The 18,063-nt window shown below is 64.8% G+C and carries 13 protein-coding genes; 6 read left to right on the forward strand and 7 right to left on the reverse strand.

What is annotated here, in order from left to right; genetic code table 11:
- Positions 1-195, forward strand: a 195-nt coding sequence (locus PQR02_RS32910) for a hypothetical protein (protein ID WP_408241598.1), incomplete at its 5' end; no start/stop codon positions are given.
- Here the strand turns inward: PQR02_RS32910 and PQR02_RS32915 are convergent.
- Positions 150-1,826, reverse strand: coding sequence for a methyl-accepting chemotaxis protein (locus tag PQR02_RS32915; protein WP_408241601.1), 1,677 nt, complete (start codon positions 1,824-1,826; stop codon positions 150-152). The two genes, PQR02_RS32910 and PQR02_RS32915, sit on opposite strands and share 46 nt — an antisense overlap.
- Before the next feature lie 509 nt (positions 1,827-2,335).
- On the opposite strand from PQR02_RS32915, the gene PQR02_RS32920 reads away from it, so the two are divergent.
- Positions 2,336-3,586 carry an MFS transporter gene (locus PQR02_RS32920; protein ID WP_408241604.1) on the forward strand — a complete coding sequence of 417 codons (1,251 nt, stop codon included), beginning with the start codon at positions 2,336-2,338 and terminating at the stop codon, positions 3,584-3,586.
- A 300-nt stretch (positions 3,587-3,886) separates the two neighbouring features.
- Entirely contained in the window at positions 3,887-5,791 is a 1,905-nt protein-coding gene (locus PQR02_RS32925; RefSeq protein WP_408241607.1) for a propionate--CoA ligase, read from the forward strand.
- Positions 5,792-5,994: 203 nt separating this feature from the next.
- On the opposite strand, the gene PQR02_RS32930 is transcribed toward PQR02_RS32925, so the two are convergent.
- Together PQR02_RS32930 and PQR02_RS32935 are read right to left on the reverse strand one after the other, a co-directional pair.
- Positions 5,995-6,849 (reverse strand): 5'-methylthioadenosine/adenosylhomocysteine nucleosidase, encoded by an 855-nt coding sequence (locus PQR02_RS32930; protein WP_408241610.1) that lies wholly within the window; start codon positions 6,847-6,849, stop codon positions 5,995-5,997.
- On the reverse strand, positions 6,846-9,197 hold the full coding sequence (locus PQR02_RS32935) for a UvrD-helicase domain-containing protein (protein WP_408241613.1): 2,352 nt from the start codon (positions 9,195-9,197) through the stop codon (positions 6,846-6,848). Before PQR02_RS32935 ends, PQR02_RS32930 begins: the two co-directional genes overlap by 4 nt.
- 203 nt (positions 9,198-9,400) lie before the next feature.
- On the opposite strand from PQR02_RS32935, the gene PQR02_RS32940 reads away from it, so the two are divergent.
- A complete protein-coding gene (locus PQR02_RS32940) occupies positions 9,401-12,280 on the forward strand; it encodes a valine--tRNA ligase (protein WP_408241616.1) in 2,880 nt (959 codons plus the stop codon).
- A 73-nt stretch (positions 12,281-12,353) separates the two neighbouring features.
- Positions 12,354-13,235, forward strand: a complete 882-nt coding sequence (gene galU, locus PQR02_RS32945; RefSeq protein WP_149667951.1) for a UTP--glucose-1-phosphate uridylyltransferase GalU — start codon at positions 12,354-12,356, stop codon at positions 13,233-13,235.
- Between the two features lie 128 nt (positions 13,236-13,363).
- Here the strand turns inward: galU and PQR02_RS32950 are convergent, their stop codons facing one another.
- The 4 genes from PQR02_RS32950 to PQR02_RS32965 form a co-directional block, all read right to left on the reverse strand.
- Entirely contained in the window at positions 13,364-13,591 is a 228-nt protein-coding gene (locus PQR02_RS32950; RefSeq protein ID WP_121318986.1) for a sulfurtransferase TusA family protein, read from the reverse strand.
- A gap of 138 nt (positions 13,592-13,729) precedes the next feature.
- Entirely contained in the window at positions 13,730-14,770 is a 1,041-nt protein-coding gene (locus PQR02_RS32955) for a Gfo/Idh/MocA family oxidoreductase (protein WP_408241621.1), read from the reverse strand.
- Entirely contained in the window at positions 14,770-15,786 is a 1,017-nt protein-coding gene (gene iolG / locus PQR02_RS32960; RefSeq protein WP_408241624.1) for an inositol 2-dehydrogenase, read from the reverse strand. The genes PQR02_RS32955 and iolG overlap by 1 nt, the downstream gene beginning before the upstream one ends.
- Complete coding sequence (locus PQR02_RS32965) at positions 15,779-16,660, reverse strand: MurR/RpiR family transcriptional regulator (RefSeq protein WP_408241627.1); 882 nt, start codon at positions 16,658-16,660, stop codon at positions 15,779-15,781. The genes iolG and PQR02_RS32965 overlap by 8 nt, the downstream gene beginning before the upstream one ends.
- 277 nt (positions 16,661-16,937) lie before the next feature.
- On the opposite strand from PQR02_RS32965, the gene PQR02_RS32970 reads away from it, so the two are divergent.
- Positions 16,938-17,984, forward strand: a complete 1,047-nt coding sequence (locus tag PQR02_RS32970; RefSeq protein WP_408241630.1) for a sugar ABC transporter substrate-binding protein — start codon at positions 16,938-16,940, stop codon at positions 17,982-17,984.
- Positions 17,985-18,063 lie beyond the last annotated feature (79 nt).

An 18,063-nucleotide genomic window follows, 5' to 3' on the forward strand; every position in this document is an offset into this window, starting at 1 on the left:
GGTGAAGCCCGACGCCACGAAGAGCTGACGACGCCGACCAGACCGACGACGCATCGCGTCAAGCGGCGCCGCGTGGTCCATGCATTCAAGTTCAAGCATGAACCACGCAAACACAATCAGCGATCAGCGCCGCAAAAAACCAACCCGCTTCACAGCCTGAACTTCCCCACCATCGCCTTCAAACCGCGCGCCTGATCGTCCAGCGATCGGGCCGCGGCCGTGGCCTGCTCCACCAGCGCGGCATTCTGCTGCGTGCCCGAATCCATCTGCGTGACCGCGAGGTTGATCTCCTCGATGCCGGCGCTCTGCTCGGACGATGCCGCCGAAATCTCGCCCATGATGTCGGTGACGCGCTTGACCGCTTTCACGACTTCATCCATCGTCGCCCCGGCATCCTGAGCCAGCGCCGAGCCATTGCCCACGCGTTCGACCGACGCGTCGATCAAACCTTTGATCTCCTTGGCGGCAGCGGCGCTGCGCTGTGCGAGATTGCGCACTTCGGCGGCGACCACCGAGAACCCGCGGCCTTCTTCGCCCGCGCGCGCCGCCTCGACCGCCGCGTTCAACGCCAGAATGTTGGTCTGGAACGCGATCCCCTCGATCACGCCGATGATGTCGCCGATACTGCGCGCGCTCTCGTTGATGTCGTTCATCGTCGCGACCACGCGGCTCACCACCGCGCCGCCCTTCTCCGCGATCTCCGATGCGTTGTTCGCAAGCATGCTCGCCTGCTTCGCGTTGTCGGCGTTCTGGCGCACCGTCGAGGTCAACTGCTCCATGCTGCTGGCGGTGCGTTCGAGCGCCATCGCCTGCTGCTCGGTGCGTTGCGACAGGTCCAGATTGCCCATCGAGATTTCGCCCGACGCGGTCGCAATCGCGTCCGCGCTCGACGCGATGTCCGAGACGGTCGTCGCGAGTCCGCTTTGCATGTCGTGCAGCGCGTACAGCATGCTGGAGCGGTCTTTGCGGCCGAGCGCGATCTGGTTCGACAGATCGCCCGCCGCGATGCGGCTCGCGATTTCCTTCGCGTACGCCGGCTCGCCGCCGAGCTGGCCGGCAAGCCGCCGCACCACCCACTCGCTGATGCCGAACGCGAGCGCTATCAGCGCGAACGTCATCGCGGCGATCATCACGAACGACGAGTGGTAGATGAAACCCGACGCGTCGATGGTCGCCTTCGCGGCGGTGCCGCGCTGCGCGATGAGTTCATCGACGAGCTTTTCGAGCTTGCCGGTTTCGACCAGCAGCGACACGTCCTGGGTGCCGACCTGCCAGTTCATCTGCGACAGGTCGAGCGGCTGCGCTTTCACGAGCGTCACGAAGTCGCGCAGATGACCGCTCCATACGGTGACGGCGGCGGCGAACCCCTTCTGCTCGTCGACCGCCTTCGCATCCGAGGTGTCGACGTACTGCTGCAGCGTGGCGAGTTGCGCACCGAGACCGGCGAGGCCGCGCTCGATGTCCGCACCGAGTCCGTCGCGCTCCTTCGCGGTGGTCGCCGTCAGCAGCATCTTTTGCGCGCGGCTCGCGCGCAGCATGTGACCGCGCGCTTCCTCGGCCGCGCGGCTCGCGACGTGGCCCTGGTCGTAGATGGACTGCGCGGACGCGTTCAGACGGCGGATCTGCGTGAGCGAAAACACGCCGATCAGCAGTGTGCCGATCAGCAGCACCGCGAACGCGACGCGCAACATCGCCTTCACCGACCAGCTCTTGCGCTTCACGGCATGCGCACGGCCGCCCTGAACACGCGACGGCGTCGCGTGCGACGCCGGTCCGTCCGTCAAGAATCCCGCGTTGTGCCGATTGCCTGGCGAAACTGCTTTCATATTCCCCGTCCCCACGTGTAGAGCTGCCGGAAAGGTTGGTCCGGCATTGCTGCTTATCTCTCCGGGTCTACGGCCGCCGCGTCCGCGATCTTTAATGTCTTTTGCCGCCGCTCGCGCATGGCCGCCGCGTGTCGCCCGGTCCTCGACGCGCGGCTTTGTAAGCCGCGCGCCCGCGACGGTGTTTATACCCGGCCAAAAATCGGCCACCCGGATTTATCAGCCACAGGCCGGGTTGTCCGCCTGCGCGCGTGAGCAATCCGCTGTCGACATTCTCACGGTGCTGCCGCCGCCCGGTTTTGGTACGCCAGTGACTTCGCCCATGTCCGACAATGTCCGATTCGCGACAAAACTTGTCCTTACAATTCACTCAAGCCACATTAAACTTCGTGGAACGACTGAAAGCGCCAGAAGTCGCGTCAAAGTGACCGTCAGCCAGAACGAAAACCGACGAGCCGGCCACAGCCAAACCCCTATTTGCCACCCTTTTCTCTCTCATCTCTCACCAGCGTATGGAAACGAGCCTCGATAAAAACGCCCTCGCCGGCGCATCAGCCGGAAGCGGCGCCACCGCCCAGCCGGCCGCCAAAATCCAGCGCACGGTCTATTCCGTGCTCGGCGCGATCAGCTTTTCGCACCTGCTCAACGACATGATCCAGTCGTTGATCCTCGCGATCTACCCGATGCTGAAGGACAACTTTTCGCTGTCGTTCGGGCAGATCGGGCTGATTACGCTGACCTACCAGATCACCGCGTCGCTGCTGCAACCGCTCGTCGGCAGCTATACCGACAAGCATCCGAAGCCGTATTCGCTACCCGTCGGCATGGGCTTCACGCTTGCCGGCCTGCTGCTGATGTCGATTGCGCCGAGCTTCGGCGTGCTGCTGGTGGCCGCGGCGCTGGTCGGCTGCGGGTCGTCGGTGTTCCATCCGGAATCGTCGCGGGTCGCGCGCATGGCCTCGGGCGGCCGGCACGGACTCGCGCAGTCGCTGTTCCAGGTGGGCGGCAACGCGGGATCGTCGCTCGGGCCGCTGCTCGCCGCGCTGATCGTGATTCCGCACGGCCAGCGCAGCATCGCGTGGTTCTCGGCGGCGGCGCTCGTCGCGATGGTCGTGCTGACGCAGATCGGCCGCTGGTACAAGCAGCATCCGTCGGTGAAGAAGGCGCGCGGCCACGTAGCGCACGCGACGCTGTCGCGCAACAAGGTCATGCTCGCGATGGGCGTGCTGATCCTGCTGGTGTTCTCGAAGTACTTCTACCTTGCGAGCATCAACAGCTACTTCACGTTCTATCTGATCGACCGGTTCCATCTGACGGTGCAGGCCGCGCAGATCCATCTGTTCGTGTTCCTCGCGGCGGTCGCGGCGGGCACGGTGATCGGCGGTCCGATCGGCGACAGGATCGGCCGCAAGTACGTGATCTGGGTGTCGATTCTCGGCGTCGCGCCGTTCACGCTGCTGCTGCCGTACGCGAATCTGTTCTGGACCGGCGTGCTGACGGTGATCATCGGCGTGGTGCTGGCCTCGGCGTTCTCGGCGATCCTCGTCTATGCGCAGGAGCTGATCCCCGGCAAGGTGGGGATGGTCGCGGGGCTATTCTTCGGCTTCGCGTTCGGCCTCGGCGGGATCGGCGCGGCGGTACTCGGGCAACTGGCCGACGCCACCAGCATCGCGTTCGTCTACAGGGTCTGCTCGTTCCTGCCGCTGATCGGCGTGCTGACGGTGCTGCTGCCGGATGTCGAGGGCAAGCGCGCGAAGGCGTGAGCGGATTGTTCGCTGGTTGCATTCAGGGGAAAGGCGCTGCGGCGCCTTTTTCCTTTTGCGCAGCGAGCGGGCGCAGCGGACATGCTTTGCCTGACCCTGCGTGACCACGCCGCCGCGCCGTCGCGTGATCGGTCCGGCATTGCGGCGATCCCATTTCCGCTCATGGTGAACCCGCGTTGTCCGCTGCACGGCGCGTGCTCTATGCTTGTGCGAGCACACACGCCACACTCGCGCCGCGCAGCAGGGCCGCCTGCGCCGCCATCGACACCGTTCACTCACGCAGCAGAAGGATCGCCGCAGATGACCAGCTACCGCGACTTCCACCGCCGTTCGATCGAGAATCCCGAGGATTTCTGGCGCGACGAAGCGCAGCGGATCCACTGGCACACGCCGTTCGACACCGTGCTCGACCGCTCGAAACCGCCGTTCGCACGCTGGTTCGTCGGCGGCCGCACGAATCTCTGTCATAACGCGGTGGACCGCCATCTGGCCGAGCGCGCCCAGCAGAACGCGCTGGTCTATGTGTCGACCGAAACCGGCATCGAACGGCGCTACACCTATGCCGAGCTGTACGCGGAGATCAACCGGATGGCCGCGGTGATGCGCTCGCTCGGCGTGAAGCGCGGCGACGTCGTACTGCTCTATCTGCCGATGATCCCCGAGGCCCTCTTCGCGATGCTCGCGTGCGCGCGTCTGGGCGCGATTCACTCGGTGGTGTTCGGCGGCTTCGCGGCGCCCAACCTCGCGGCCCGCATCGACGACGCGAAGCCCGTGCTGATCGTGACCGCCGACGCCGGCGCGCGCGGCGGCAAGGTGATCGACTACGCGCCGCTGATCGACGAAGCGCTCGCGCGCGCGAAGCACAAGACGCCGTGTGTGCTGCTGGTGGACCGGCAACTCGCGCCCGAGCGTCTGAACGCGCGCTACCTCGTCGCCTACGAGCCGCTGCGCGAGCAGTTCTTCGACGCGCACGTGCCCTGCGAATGGCTCGAATCGAACGAGCCCTCGTATGTGCTGTACACCTCGGGCACCACCGGCAAGCCCAAGGGCGTGCAACGCGATGTCGGCGGCTACGCAGTGGCGCTGGCCGCATCGATGGAATACATCTTTCAGGGCAAGCCCGGCGACACGATGTTCACCGCGTCGGACGTGGGCTGGGTGGTCGGCCACAGCTACATCGTCTACGCGCCGCTGATCGCGGGACTGACCACCGTGATGTACGAAGGCACGCCGATTCGCCCGGACGGCGGCATCTGGTGGCGCCTCGTCGAACAGCACGGAATCAATCTGATGTTCACTGCGCCGACCGCGCTGCGCGTGCTGAAGAAGCAGGACCCGGCGCTGCTGAAGAAGGCGAATCTGTCGAGCCTGCGCACCCTGTTTCTCGCCGGCGAGCCGCTCGACGAGCCGACCGCCGCGTGGATCTCCGATGCGCTCGGCAAGCCGGTGATCGACAACTACTGGCAGACCGAAACCGGCTGGCCGATGCTGGCGATTCCGCGCGGCGTGGAAGCGCTGCCCACCAAGCTCGGCTCGCCGGGCGTGCCGTCGGCCGGTTTCAAGCTGACGCTGCGCAACGAGCTGACCGGCAAGCCCTGCGCGCCCGGCGAAAAAGGCGTGCTGACGCTGGACTATCCGCTGCCGCCGGGCTGCATGTCGACGGTGTGGGGCGACGACAGCCGCTTTGTCAGCATCTACTGGTCGAGCATTCCGGACCACCAGGTCTATTCGACCTTTGACTGGGGCGTGCAGGACGAGGACGGCTACGTGACGATTCTCGGCCGCACCGACGATGTGATCAACATAGCCGGCCACCGGCTCGGCACGCGCGAGATCGAGGAAGCGTTGTCGAGCCACGCGGCGGTCGCGGAAGTCGCGGTGGTCGGCGTGACGGACGCGGTGAAGGGTCAGGTGGCGATGGCCTTCGTGGTGCTGCGCGGCGCGCCATCCGATGCGGACCCCAGTGAGCGCGCGCGGCTGGAAGCCGAACTCGCGGCGACGGTCGATCGCCAGCTCGGCGCGATTGCGCGGCCGGCGCGCGTGGTGGTGGTGTCGATGCTACCGAAGACACGCTCGGGCAAGCTGCTGCGCCGCGCGATCGCCGCGCTTGCTGAAGGACACGAGCCGGGCGATCTGCCGACTATCGAAGATCCGGCCGCGTTGCAGCAGGTTCGCGAGGCGCTTGGCGAGGTGGGGAAAGCGTGAACTAGCGGGATGCGCGGAGAAGCTCGGTGAGTGAGCTGCGCTGTGAAGCTTCGCTGGGTGGCCACGCTGAAGAAGCGAAGCTGAAAAAGCGTAGTTGAAAAGCCAGGCTGAAGAGCCGCGCCACCGAACCAGCCTGAAAAATCAGCCCGAAAAGCGCGCGCCGCCATCCAGCCAGCACCGCGCGCTCTTCAACCCTCAAGCGCTCAACCCTGCGCCTTCCGCGCGTCAAGAAAGCGCGTCAGAATCGCATTCGAATAAGCCCCCGCGATCTCCGTCAGAAACGACACGAACGACTCGGGGGCATGATCGTCGGCGGTATCGGAAATCGTGCGCACGACCCCGCACGGCACGCCATATTCATGGCAGACCTGCGCGATCGCCGCGCCTTCCATCTCGACTGCGAGCGCATCCGGCAACGCATCGCGCAACGCGTTCACACCCGCCGCGCTCGCGACGAACTGATCGCCGCTGACGATCAAGCCGCGATGCACGCGCGGCTCGCGCGTACCGAAGCGCGCCGCCGAGGCCGCGCCCTCTTCCGCGACAAAACGCTCGCACGCTGCGGCGAGCCGGTCGGCCAGCGCCGCATCGGCGGCGAAACGCGACATGCCCAGCAACGGCACCTCGAAACGCGGAAACAGCGGCGACGCATCGAGATCGTGCTGCAGCAACGCATCGGCGACGACGATATCGCCGACCCGCACGTCGTTCCCCACGCCACCCGCCACACCCGTGAATACGACCGCGTCGACGTCGAACGCATGGATCAGCGCGCTGACGGTCGCGGCCGCCGCGACCTTGCCGACGCGCGCCAGCGTGACGACGCACGGCGAACCGTGGACGGTGCCCAGGTGATAGTCGCGCTGACCGTGCGTGATCGTGCGCACCCCGGACTCGGCGCGCATCGCTTCGATCAGATCGCCGAGTTCCTGCGGCAACGCCGCCAGGATACCCAGCGGACGATGCGAAGCCGGCGCACCGCCGCGGTTCGCGGGGATGTCGAGCGTGCTTGAGCCAGCCACGTTTGCGCCCGTCCCACCCATTTCGCCGCCGCTCATTCCACCGCCTGCAATTTCGCGACCGCGAGCGCCAGCCACTTCTCGCCGTGCCGCTTGAACTTGACCTGCGCCTTCGAGTCGGTCCCGCCGCCCTCCAGCGCGGTGATCGTGCCTTCGCCGAACTTCGTATGGAACACCTGCTGCCCCACGCGAAAGCCCGTCTCGGCCGCGCGCTGCTCGTTCGCGAAGGCCGGCAGCGGCGCCGGCGTCGACGATGCCGGGCCCGTATAGCCCGGCCGCGCAAACCAGTCGCGCCCATAACCCGCGTTGTCCGAGCGGCCGCCCCAGCGCGCGCCCGCCTCGACCTTCGGCGTGAGCCACTTGAGCGTTTCCTGCGGCAGTTCGTCGAAGAAGCGCGAACGGATGTTGTAGCGCGTCTGCCCGTGCAGCATCCGGCTCTGCGCGAACGACAGATACAAACGCTCCTTCGCCCGGGTGATCGCCACGTACATCAGGCGCCGCTCTTCCTCCAGACCGTCCGATTCCATCGCGCTGTTCTCGTGCGGGAACAACCCCTCTTCGAGGCCGGTGATGAACACCGCCGTGAATTCGAGACCCTTGGCCGCGTGCACCGTCATCAGTTGCACCGCTTCCTGGCCGGCTTGCGCCTGGTTGTCGCCCGCTTCGAGCGACGCGTGCGACAGGAAACCGGCGAGCGGCGTCATCGTGTCCGGGTTTTGCGCGGGATCGGCAATGCCGGGCGCGTCCAGCACGACGGTATTCGGATCGTCGGTGGCGACCGCCAGTTCAGGTGCGGCAGTCGCGCCCGGACGCAGCGGAATCGAGCGCGCCGGCGTATCCATCCCGTAGCCCTCTTCGCTGACGAACGCGGCGGCCGCGTTGACCAGTTCCTGCAAGTTCTCCAGCCGGTCCTGGCCTTCGCGCTCGTTCTGATAGAACTCCGCGAGACCGCTCGTGCGCACCACGTACTCGACGGTTTCCGGCAAGCTCATCTGCTGGGTTTCCGCGCGCATCCTGCCGATCAGGTTGGCAAAGCCGGCGAGGCTCGACCCCGCCTTGCCCGCGACGTACGGAATCGCCGCGGCCATCGAGCAGTTGTACAGGCGCGCCGCGTCCGCAAGCTGCTCGATCGAGCGCGCGCCGATGCCGCGTGTCGGGAAATTGACGACACGCGCGAACGCGGTGTCGTCGTTCGGGTTGTCGATAAGGCGGAGATACGCGAGCGCGTGCTTGACTTCCTGGCGCTCGAAAAAGCGCAGACCGCCATACACGCGATACGCGATGCCCGCATTGACCAGCGTGTGTTCGATCGTGCGCGACTGCGCGTTGCTGCGATAGAGAATCGCGATCTCGCTGCGCGATGTGCCGGTGCTGATGAGCGCCTTGATTTCTTCGACGATCCAGCCGGCTTCCTGCGAATCGGTCGCGGACTCGTAGACGCGCACCGGCTCGCCATGACCCGCGTCGGTGCGCAGATTCTTGCCGAGACGCCGCGAGTTGTTGGCGATCAGCTGATTCGCGGCGTCGAGAATATGGCCGTGCGAGCGGTAGTTCTGTTCGAGCTTGATCAGATGGCGCACGTTGAACTCGTGCTCGAAGTCGCGCATGTTGCCGACGTTCGCGCCACGGAATGCGTAGATCGACTGGTCATCGTCGCCGACCGCGAAAATCGCGTTGCTCTGGCCCGCGAGCAGCTTGAGCCATGCGTATTGCAGTTTGTTGGTGTCCTGGAACTCGTCGACGAGAATGTGCCTGAAGCGCGCCTGATAGTGCGCGCGCAACGGCGGATTGTGCGCGAGCAGTTCGTAGCAGCGCAGCAGCAGCTCGGGAAAGTCGACCACGCCTTCACGCTGGCATTGCTGGTCGTAGGCTTCGTACAGCTCGACGAATTTGCGGTTGAAGTTGTCGGTGGCATCGACGTCTTTCGGCCGCAGCCCCTGTTCCTTCGCGTTGTTGATGAAGTATTGCAGGTTCTTCGCCGGGTACTTTTCGTCGTCGATGTTGAGGCCCTTCATCAGACGCTTGATCGCGGACAGCTGGTCCGCGGTGTCGAGAATCTGGAACGTGGCCGGCAGCCCCGCGTCGCGATGATGCGCGCGCAGCATGCGGTTGCACAGGCCGTGGAAAGTGCCGATCCACATGCCGCGCGTGTCGATTGGCAAGAGCGCCGACAGACGCGCCATCATTTCGCGCGCGGCCTTGTTGGTGAAGGTCACCGCCAGAATCGTGGCGGGCGACGCGAGACCGTGCTGGATCAGCCACGCGATGCGCGTGATCAGAACGCGGGTTTTGCCGCTGCCCGCACCGGCGAGAATCAGCGCGGGCTCATTGGGGAGCGTGACGGCGGCGTGTTGTTCGGGGTTCAGATTGGCTAGCAGATCGGGCATTTTTTGGGAGGGGCTGCGGTTCGTGCGTCATTATATGCCCCGGCGGGGGATGGGATTTTTTGGGGTTGGGGGTTGGGTGTAGGGTCCGCCAACACCGCCAATAACACCGCCAGACCGCAAACCCAAACCCCACCCCGAAAATCCCCCGGCGCCCCGCGCCGCTTATAATCAAGCATTCTTTGAATTCACCAGCCGAACGACACATGAGCGAGACCCCGAGCGACACCACCTCAACGCTTGCCAAAAGCTTCGAGCCCCACACTATCGAAGCCCACTGGGGCCCTGAATGGGAAAAGCGCGGCTACGCGGCGCCCTCCTTCGACGAAAACCGCAAGGATTTCTCCATCCAGTTGCCGCCACCGAACGTCACGGGCACCCTGCACATGGGCCATGCGTTCAACCAGACCATCATGGACGGCCTCACCCGCTATCACCGCATGCTCGGCGAAAACACGCTGTGGGTGCCCGGCACGGACCATGCGGGGATCGCCACGCAGATCGTCGTCGAACGGCAGCTGGACGCGCAGGGCGTGTCGCGCCACGACCTCGGCCGCGAGAAGTTCGTCGAACGCGTGTGGGAATGGAAACAGCAGTCCGGCTCGACCATCACGAACCAGGTGCGCCGTCTGGGCGCGTCGATCGACTGGTCGCGCGAATACTTCACGATGGACGACAAGATGTCGGCCGCCGTGCGCGACGTGTTCGTGCGTCTGTATGAACAGGGCCTGATCTATCGCGGCAAGCGCCTCGTCAACTGGGACCCGGTGCTGCTCACTGCCGTGTCCGACCTCGAAGTGGTCAGCGAGGAAGAAAACGGTCACCTGTGGCACATCCAGTATCCGCTCACCGACGGCTCGGGCCATCTGACGGTCGCCACCACGCGGCCGGAAACCATGCTCGGCGACACTGCGGTGATGGTTCATCCGGAAGACGAGCGCTACGCGCATCTGATCGGCAAGACGGTCACGCTGCCGCTGTCGAACCGCGAAGTGCCGATCATCGCCGACGACTACGTCGACCGTGAATTCGGAACGGGCGTCGTGAAGGTCACGCCCGCGCACGATTTCAACGACTACCAGGTCGGCCTGCGCCACAAGCTGCCGCAAATCGAAATCCTCACGCTCGACGCGAAAATCAACGGCAACGCGCCGGAAAAATATCGCGGCCTCGACCGGTTCGAAGCCCGCAAGCAGGTGGTGGCCGACCTCGAAGCGCTCGGCGCGCTCGAATCGGTCAAGCCGCACAAGCTGATGGTGCCGCGCGGCGACCGCACGGGCGTCGTGATCGAGCCGATGCTGACGGACCAGTGGTTCGTCGCGATGAGCAAGGCGGCGCCGGAAGGCACCTTCAATCCGGGCAAATCGATCGCCGAAACCGCGCTGGACGTGGTCCGCAGCGGCGAGATCAGGTTCGTGCCGGAAAACTGGACCACCACGTACTATCAGTGGCTCGAAAACATCCAGGACTGGTGCATCTCGCGCCAGCTCTGGTGGGGCCATCAGATTCCGGCGTGGTACGGCGAAAACGGCGAAATCTTCGTCGCGAAGACCGAAGAGGGCGCGCGCACGAAGGCCGCCGCAGCCGGTTACACGGGTGCGTTGAAGCGCGACGAAGACGTGCTCGACACGTGGTTCTCGTCGGCGCTGGTGCCGTTCTCGTCGCTCGGCTGGCCGAACGAAACGCCGGAGCTCAAGCACTTCATGCCGTCGTCGGTGCTGGTCACCGGCTTCGACATCATCTTCTTCTGGGTCGCGCGCATGGTCATGATGACCACGCACTTCACCGGCCGCGTGCCGTTCGACACGGTCTACGTGCACGGTCTGGTGCGCGACGCCGAAGGCCAGAAGATGTCCAAGAGCAAGGGCAATACGCTCGACCCGATCGATATCGTCGACGGCATCGACCTCGACGCGCTGGTCGCCAAGCGCACCACCGGCCTGATGAATCCGAAGCAGGCCGCGTCGATCGAAAAGAAAACCCGCAAGGAATTCCCCGACGGCATTCCGGCGTTCGGCACCGACGCGCTGCGCTTCACGATGGCGTCGATGGCCACGCTCGGGCGCAACGTCAACTTCGATCTGGCGCGCTGCGAAGGCTATCGCAACTTCTGCAACAAGCTGTGGAACGCCACGCGTTTCGTGCTGATGAACTGCGAAGGCCACGATTGCGGCTTCGGCAAGCCTGAACAGTGCGGCGAATGCGGCCCGGACGGCCACCTGAATTTCTCGTCGGCGGACCGCTGGATCGTGTCGCGCCTGCAACGTGTCGAAGCGGAAATTTCCAAGGGCTTTTCCGACTATCGTTTCGACAATGTCGCCAACGCCCTATACAAGTTCGTCTGGGACGAATACTGTGACTGGTATCTGGAACTGGCCAAGGTGCAAATCCAGACGGGCGAGCCCAACCAGCAGCGCGCCACGCGCCGCACGCTGCTGCGCGTGCTCGAAACGGTGCTGCGCCTCGCGCATCCGGTGATTCCGTTCATCACCGAAGCGCTGTGGCAGAAAGTGGCGCCGCTGGCCGGACGTTATCCCGCAGGCGCGGCCGAGGGCGAGGCGTCCGTCATGGTGCAGCCGTACCCCATCGCCGAGCCTTCGAAGCTCGACGAGGAGGCTGAGCAGTGGGCGGCCGACCTGAAAGCGGTGATCGATGCGTGCCGGAATCTGCGCGGCGAAATGAATCTGTCGCCGGCTGTCAAGGTGCCGCTGCTCGCCACCGGCAACGCGGAGCGCCTGCGCACGTTTGCTCCGTACGCCCAGGCATTGGCCCGTCTGTCGGAAGTGCAGATCATCGCCGACGAGGCCGCGCTCGATGCACAAGCGGATGGCGCGCCAATTGCTATCGTAGGCAGTGATAAGCTCGTGCTGAAGGTGGAGATCGATGTAGCGGTCGAACGCGAGCGTTTGTCGAAGGAGATTGCGCGGCTCGGCAACGAAGTGACCAAGTGCAACGCCAAACTGCAGAACGAAAGTTTCGTCGCCAAGGCGCCGCCGGCAGTCGTTGAGCAGGAGCAGAAGAGACTTGCCGACTTTGAGGCCACCATGGGCAAGCTGAAAGCCCAATTGGCCCGCTTGCCGGCCTGATTGACGCTCCCTGCCCGCGGCTGAACCGGCAGGCGGGGACTTAAAGCTAAACCAGAGGACTCAGGGTATTCCCATGCTAAAAGTTACAAAGGCGGTTTTTCCGGTGGCAGGTCTTGGCACCCGATTCCTCCCTGCCACGAAGGCAAGCCCGAAAGAAATGCTGCCGATCGTCGACAAGCCGCTGATCCAGTACGCGGTCGAAGAGGCAATGGCGGCCGGCATCACCGAAATGATCTTCGTCACGGGCCGCAGCAAGCGCGCGATCGAAGACCACTTCGACAAGTCCTATGAGATCGAGGCCGAACTGGAAGCGCGCGGCAAGGACAAGCTGCTCGAACTGGTCCGCAGCATCAAGCCGAGCCACGTCGACTGCTTCTACGTGCGCCAGCCGGAAGCGCTGGGCCTCGGCCACGCGGTGCTGTGCGCGGAAAAGCTGGTGGGCGACAACCCGTTCGCCGTGATTCTCGCGGACGACCTGCTGTACGGCACGCCGCCTGTGATGACGCAGATGATCGAGGTGTTCGACCACTATCACAGCTCGGTGATCGGCGTCGAAGAAATCCCGCGGCAGGAGACCAAGTCGTACGGGATCGTCGACGGCAAGGAGTGGGAAGATTCGATCATCAAGATGTCGGGCATCATCGAAAAGCCGGAGCCTGACGTGGCACCGTCGAATCTCGGCGTGGTGGGCCGCTACGTGCTCAAGCCGCGCATCTTCAACCACATCCGCTCGATCAAGCCGGGCGCGGGCGGCGAATTGCAGCTGACGGACGCGATCCAGTCGCTGCTCGCCGACGAACAGGTGCTCGCGTACAAGTATCACGGCACGCGTTTCGACTGCGGCAGCAAGCTGGGTTATCTGAAGGCGACGGTCGAATTCGCGCTGCGTCACCCGGAAGTGGCTGCCGATTTCGAAGAATATCTGCGCACCCGCTCACCGGTTCTGGAAGGCTGAAGGGCGCCCGCGCACGAGCCTTCCGGTCCCGGTCACATCGAACCGAAGTAAAAAAGGCGCTGTGTCCCGCATTGGCGGGCACAGCGCCTTTTTGTGCGGGGCGCGCGTGTCTGGCTCGTTGCCGCTCGTCAGCGGCGCTTCATCAGGAACGTGAAAACCTTGTCTTGCGCCGAACTCTCGACGATTTCATTGCCGGTTTGCTTCGCAAATGCGGCGAAATCGCGCTGCGAGCCCGGATCGGTGGCCAGCACCTTGAGGATCTGGCCGCTTTCCATGTCGGCGAGCGCCTTCTTGGCGCGCAAAATGGGCAGCGGGCACGTCAGCCCGCGCGCATCGACTTCCTTGTGAATCTGAATTTGCATCGGCGATGACCTTCGGGACGAGGCGTCGTAAGCGACGCCGGACAGAGGGTCAAATTCTACAGCAGGCGCCGCGCCGCCGCCGGACACGACGCGGCGGCGCCGGTTCGCACGCTCCATCGGCGGTTCACGCCGCTATAACGTGACCGCCTGCCCGCTTTGCAGCGACTGCCGCAACGCGATGCCAATGCGCGTCGCCTCGAGCGCGTCGGCGAGCGTCGCGCCCGCTTGCGCATGGGCTGCCGCCCCGCCCCGCACCGCCGCGACGAACGCGCGCGCCTCGTGCAGGAACGCGTCTTCGAAACGGTCGAAGAAGTTCGGCGTGCATTCGTTGCGGATGCCCGTCGCGTCGTATATCTCGACGCGATTCGCGCGCGGATTGTGGCCGATCGCGAGCGCGCCAGCCGTGCCGATCACTTCGCTCTGCGTGTCGTTGCCGTGCGCCTGCGTGCGCGACGCGTAGAACATCGCCAGCTTGCCGCCTTCGAACTCGCAGATCGCCACGCCGTTGTCGACATCGCCGGATTCGCGCAAGGCCTCGTGCAGCGCGACCGCCCCCGCCGCGAACACGCGCGTCGCGCGCGGCTTGCCGAGCAGCCAGCGGGCCACGTCGATATCGTGCACGGTGCAATCGAGAAAGACGCCGCCCGAGGTCGCCGCGAAGCGCACGAAGAAGCCGTCGGTGTCGTTCTGGTCGGTGGTCTGCGAGCGCACGAGGAACGGCCTGCCGATGCGGCCCGCCGCGATCTTGTCGAAGGCGTCCTTGTAGCTCGGATCGAAGCGGCGCATGAAGCCGATGGTCGCCTGCAGATGCGGATAGCGCGCGGCTTCGGCCAGCACGCGCTCGCACTCGGCGAGATCGAGCGACAACGGCTTCTCGCAGAACACGTGCTTGCCGGCGCGCAGTGCGTCGACGATCTGCTGCGCGTGCAACGAGGACGGCGTGACGAGCCACACCGCATCCACCTCGGGATCGGCGAGCAGGTCAGCGTAATCGCCATACAGACGCGGCTCGGGCAATGCGTCGCGCGCCCACGCCCGCTCGTCCTCCAGCGGACTGCACGCGGCCACGAGCGCCGCGCCCGGCACACGATACGCGAGATTCTCCGCATGCCGCTTGCCAAGCCGCCCCAAACCGACCACCCCGACACGGACCCGCCCTGCTGCCGCCCGCATCACGATGCCTCGCCGAGTTTGACCGTGCGGCCCTCGCGCCACGAACGGGTCGCGGCATCGGCGAGTTCGAGCGCTTTCAGGCCGTCGGCCACGGTGGTGTGCACCGGCTTGCCTTGGGTGACCGCGTCGAAGAAATGCGCGATTTCGAGCGCGTAGGCGGCGCGATAGCGTTCGAGGAAAAACGCCTCGGGCACGTCGGTCGACACATCGGTTTTCGAATACGCGGTGACTTCGGTCGGCCGCACATTGCCCGCCTGCAGCATGCCGGTGCTGCCGAGCACTTCGAAACGCTGGTCGTAGCCGTAAGCGGCGCGGCGCGCGGTATTGATCTGGCACAGCCGGCCGCGCTTCGTGCGAATCGTCACCGCGGTCGAATCGAGATCGCCTGCATCGGCGATCGCCGGGTCGCTCAGGCAACTGCCGGTGGCGTGCAGCGTGTCGGCTTCGTCGTCGAGAATCCAGCGGAAGATGTCGAAGTCGTGAATCAGCATGTCCTTGAAGATGCCGCCCGAGTGCCGGATGTACTCGACCGGCGGGGCGCCCGGATCGCGGCTCGTCACCACCAGCATTTCCGGCGTGCCGATCTCGCCCGCGTCGATACGCGCCTTCAACGCCGAAAAAGTCGGATCGAAGCGGCGCTGAAAACCGATCATGCAGACCACGCCCGCGCGCTCCACCGCGTCGGCGCACACCTGCGCGCGCGCGAGCGTCAGGTCGACAGGCTTCTCGCAGAACACTTGCTTCTTTTGCGCCGCCGATTTGACGATCAGGTCGGCATGCGTATCCGTGCTCGAACAGATCACGGTCGCGCCGATCGCGGCGTCGCCCATCGCGCCGTCGATATCCGCGACCTGCGCGCCATGCTCGGCGGCGAGCGCCGCGGCGGCCTCGCGATTCACATCGACCACGTACTTGAGCCGCACGCCCGGGTGCCGCGCGAGATTCGCCGCATGAATCCTGCCGATGCGCCCCGCGCCGAATACCGCCACGTCGATCGTCTTTACCGCGTCAGTCATCGTATCCTCCAGTGTCCTTGGATTCTTCAACGTTCAATTCGAGCTTGTACGCGAGCGCGATGAACAACGCCTGGCACAAGCAGATCGTGCTGGTCAGCGAGCGGAATGCAAACGCGCTGCCCTCTTTCACATACAGCTGGGTGCTCGCGTAACGCGACAGCGGAGATAGTTGGCTATCCGTAATAACCAGCGTCTTCGCCTGATGATGATGCGCGACGCGCAGGCAGTACTGCGTTTCCTTGCCATACGGCGCGAAGCTGATCGCGATCACCACGTCGCCCTTCTTCACGCTGCGAATCTGCTCGCGGTACATGCCGCCGAAACCGGACACCAGATGCACACGCTTGGGCGTGTGCTGCAACGCGTAGACGATGTAGCTCGCCACCGGGAACGAACGGCGCACGCCGATCACATAGATGTTGTCGGCCTGTTGGAGCATCTTCACCGCGGCGTCGAACTGCTTGTCGTCGAGTCCCGCTTCGAGTTCTTCGAGGCCGCCGCGCGAGGCCGCGATGAATTCGCGCGCCACCGCGCCGCCCGATAACGCACCCGGCTTCTCGTCGATCAGCTTGCGAATCCTCTGCTGATAGCTCGGCGACGACGCGCCCTGCCCCGTGTACGCCTGGCGAAACACCGCCTGCAGATCGGAGAAGCCGGAAAAGCCGAAGCGCTGCGCAAAGCGCACCACGGCGGACGGATGCACGCCGCAGCTCGCGGCGATGTCGCTGGTGCGATCCACCATCACGCTGGAGCGGTGTTGCTCGAGGTAGGTTGCGACGCTCTTCAACTGCCGCGGCAACGCCTCGTAGTTTTCCGCGATGCGCTGCATCAATTCTTCGACGCTCGGCAATGCTTCGGTGCTCGGTTCCGCCATGGCTTTCTCTCGAGTGCTTTATTGCATTGCGGCAACCGCTTGCCAGGCAGCCCCGGACGACCTTCCGACGCTGCCGATTATAGGCAGCGTTCATCCCAAATGGAACGCATTTTCCATTTTTATTTGCCATGAAATTTTCATTGCAACGCCCCGGAAGATGACCTAATCTTGGTCGTGAGCGATGGTGCTTCGGTGGACATGCGCCGGCCAGTACACGGATGGAAAGCCGCCGCCAGACGCTCCCTTCAATAACGACAGACCGAGAAAGGTGGAGACAATGAGACTTTGCAAGGGCAAGGCTACGCTCAGGATTCTGGTGACGGCATTGACGTTGGCGACGGGATTTGGCGCGGCCTCGGCCGCCCGCGCGGCTGACGCCCACTTCGTGCTGATCAGCCACGCGCCGGATTCGGACTCGTGGTGGAACACCATCAAGAACGCCATCAAACAGGCCGACGAGGACTTCAACGTCACGACCGACTACCGCAATCCGCCGAACGGCGACATCGCCGATATGGCGCGTCTGGTCGAACAGGCCGCCGCGCGCAACTACGACGGCGTGATCGTCTCGATCGCCGACTTCGACGTGCTCAAGAGTTCGATCTCGAAGGTCACCGAGAAACACATTCCGCTCGTCACGATCAACTCCGGCACCGAGGAGCAAAGCGCGAAGCTCGGCGCGATCATGCACGTCGGACAGCCTGAATACACCGCCGGCAAGGCCGCGGGCGAGAAGGCGAAGGCGGCGGGCATCAAGTCGTTCCTGTGCGTGAACCACTACGCGACCAACCCGGCTTCGTTCGAACGCTGCCGTGGCTTTGCCGAGGCGATCGGCGTCAACTTCAAGACGTCGACCCTCGACGCCGGCCAGGATCCGACGGGCGTGCAGTCCAAGGTGAGCGCCTTTCTGCGCAATCATCCGGACACCCAGGCGGTGCTCACGCTCGGGCCGCTGTCGGCCGATCCGACGCTCAAGGCGCTGCAGCAGATGGGCCTCGCGGGCAAGATCTGGTTCGCCACGTTCGACTTCGACAGCGACATTGCGAAGGGCATCCAGGACGGCACGATCCAGTTCGCGATCGACCAGCAACCGTACTTGCAGGGCTATATTCCGGTCGCCGTGCTGGCCATCGCGAAGAAGAACCACACCACCGATCCGGTCAAGATCCGCGAGGTCCTGCAGGCCAATCCGAAATTCAAGGAACGGCTTGCCACCTACGGGCTCGCCCCCTCCTATGGGCCGCGCAATATCGGCTCGGGCCCGGGCTTCATCACGAAAGCCAATGTCGACAAGGTGCTCAAGTACGCAGGTCAATACCGCTAGGCAACGCATCGGCTGATGGCGCCGCCGCGCCGGCGGCAAGCATGACAGAGGCGGGGACCGGCCAGATGCCTCTGGCCTG

It is taken from the genome of Paraburkholderia sediminicola, assembly GCF_046026895.1.
GTDB lineage: Bacteria > Pseudomonadota > Gammaproteobacteria > Burkholderiales > Burkholderiaceae > Paraburkholderia > Paraburkholderia sediminicola_C.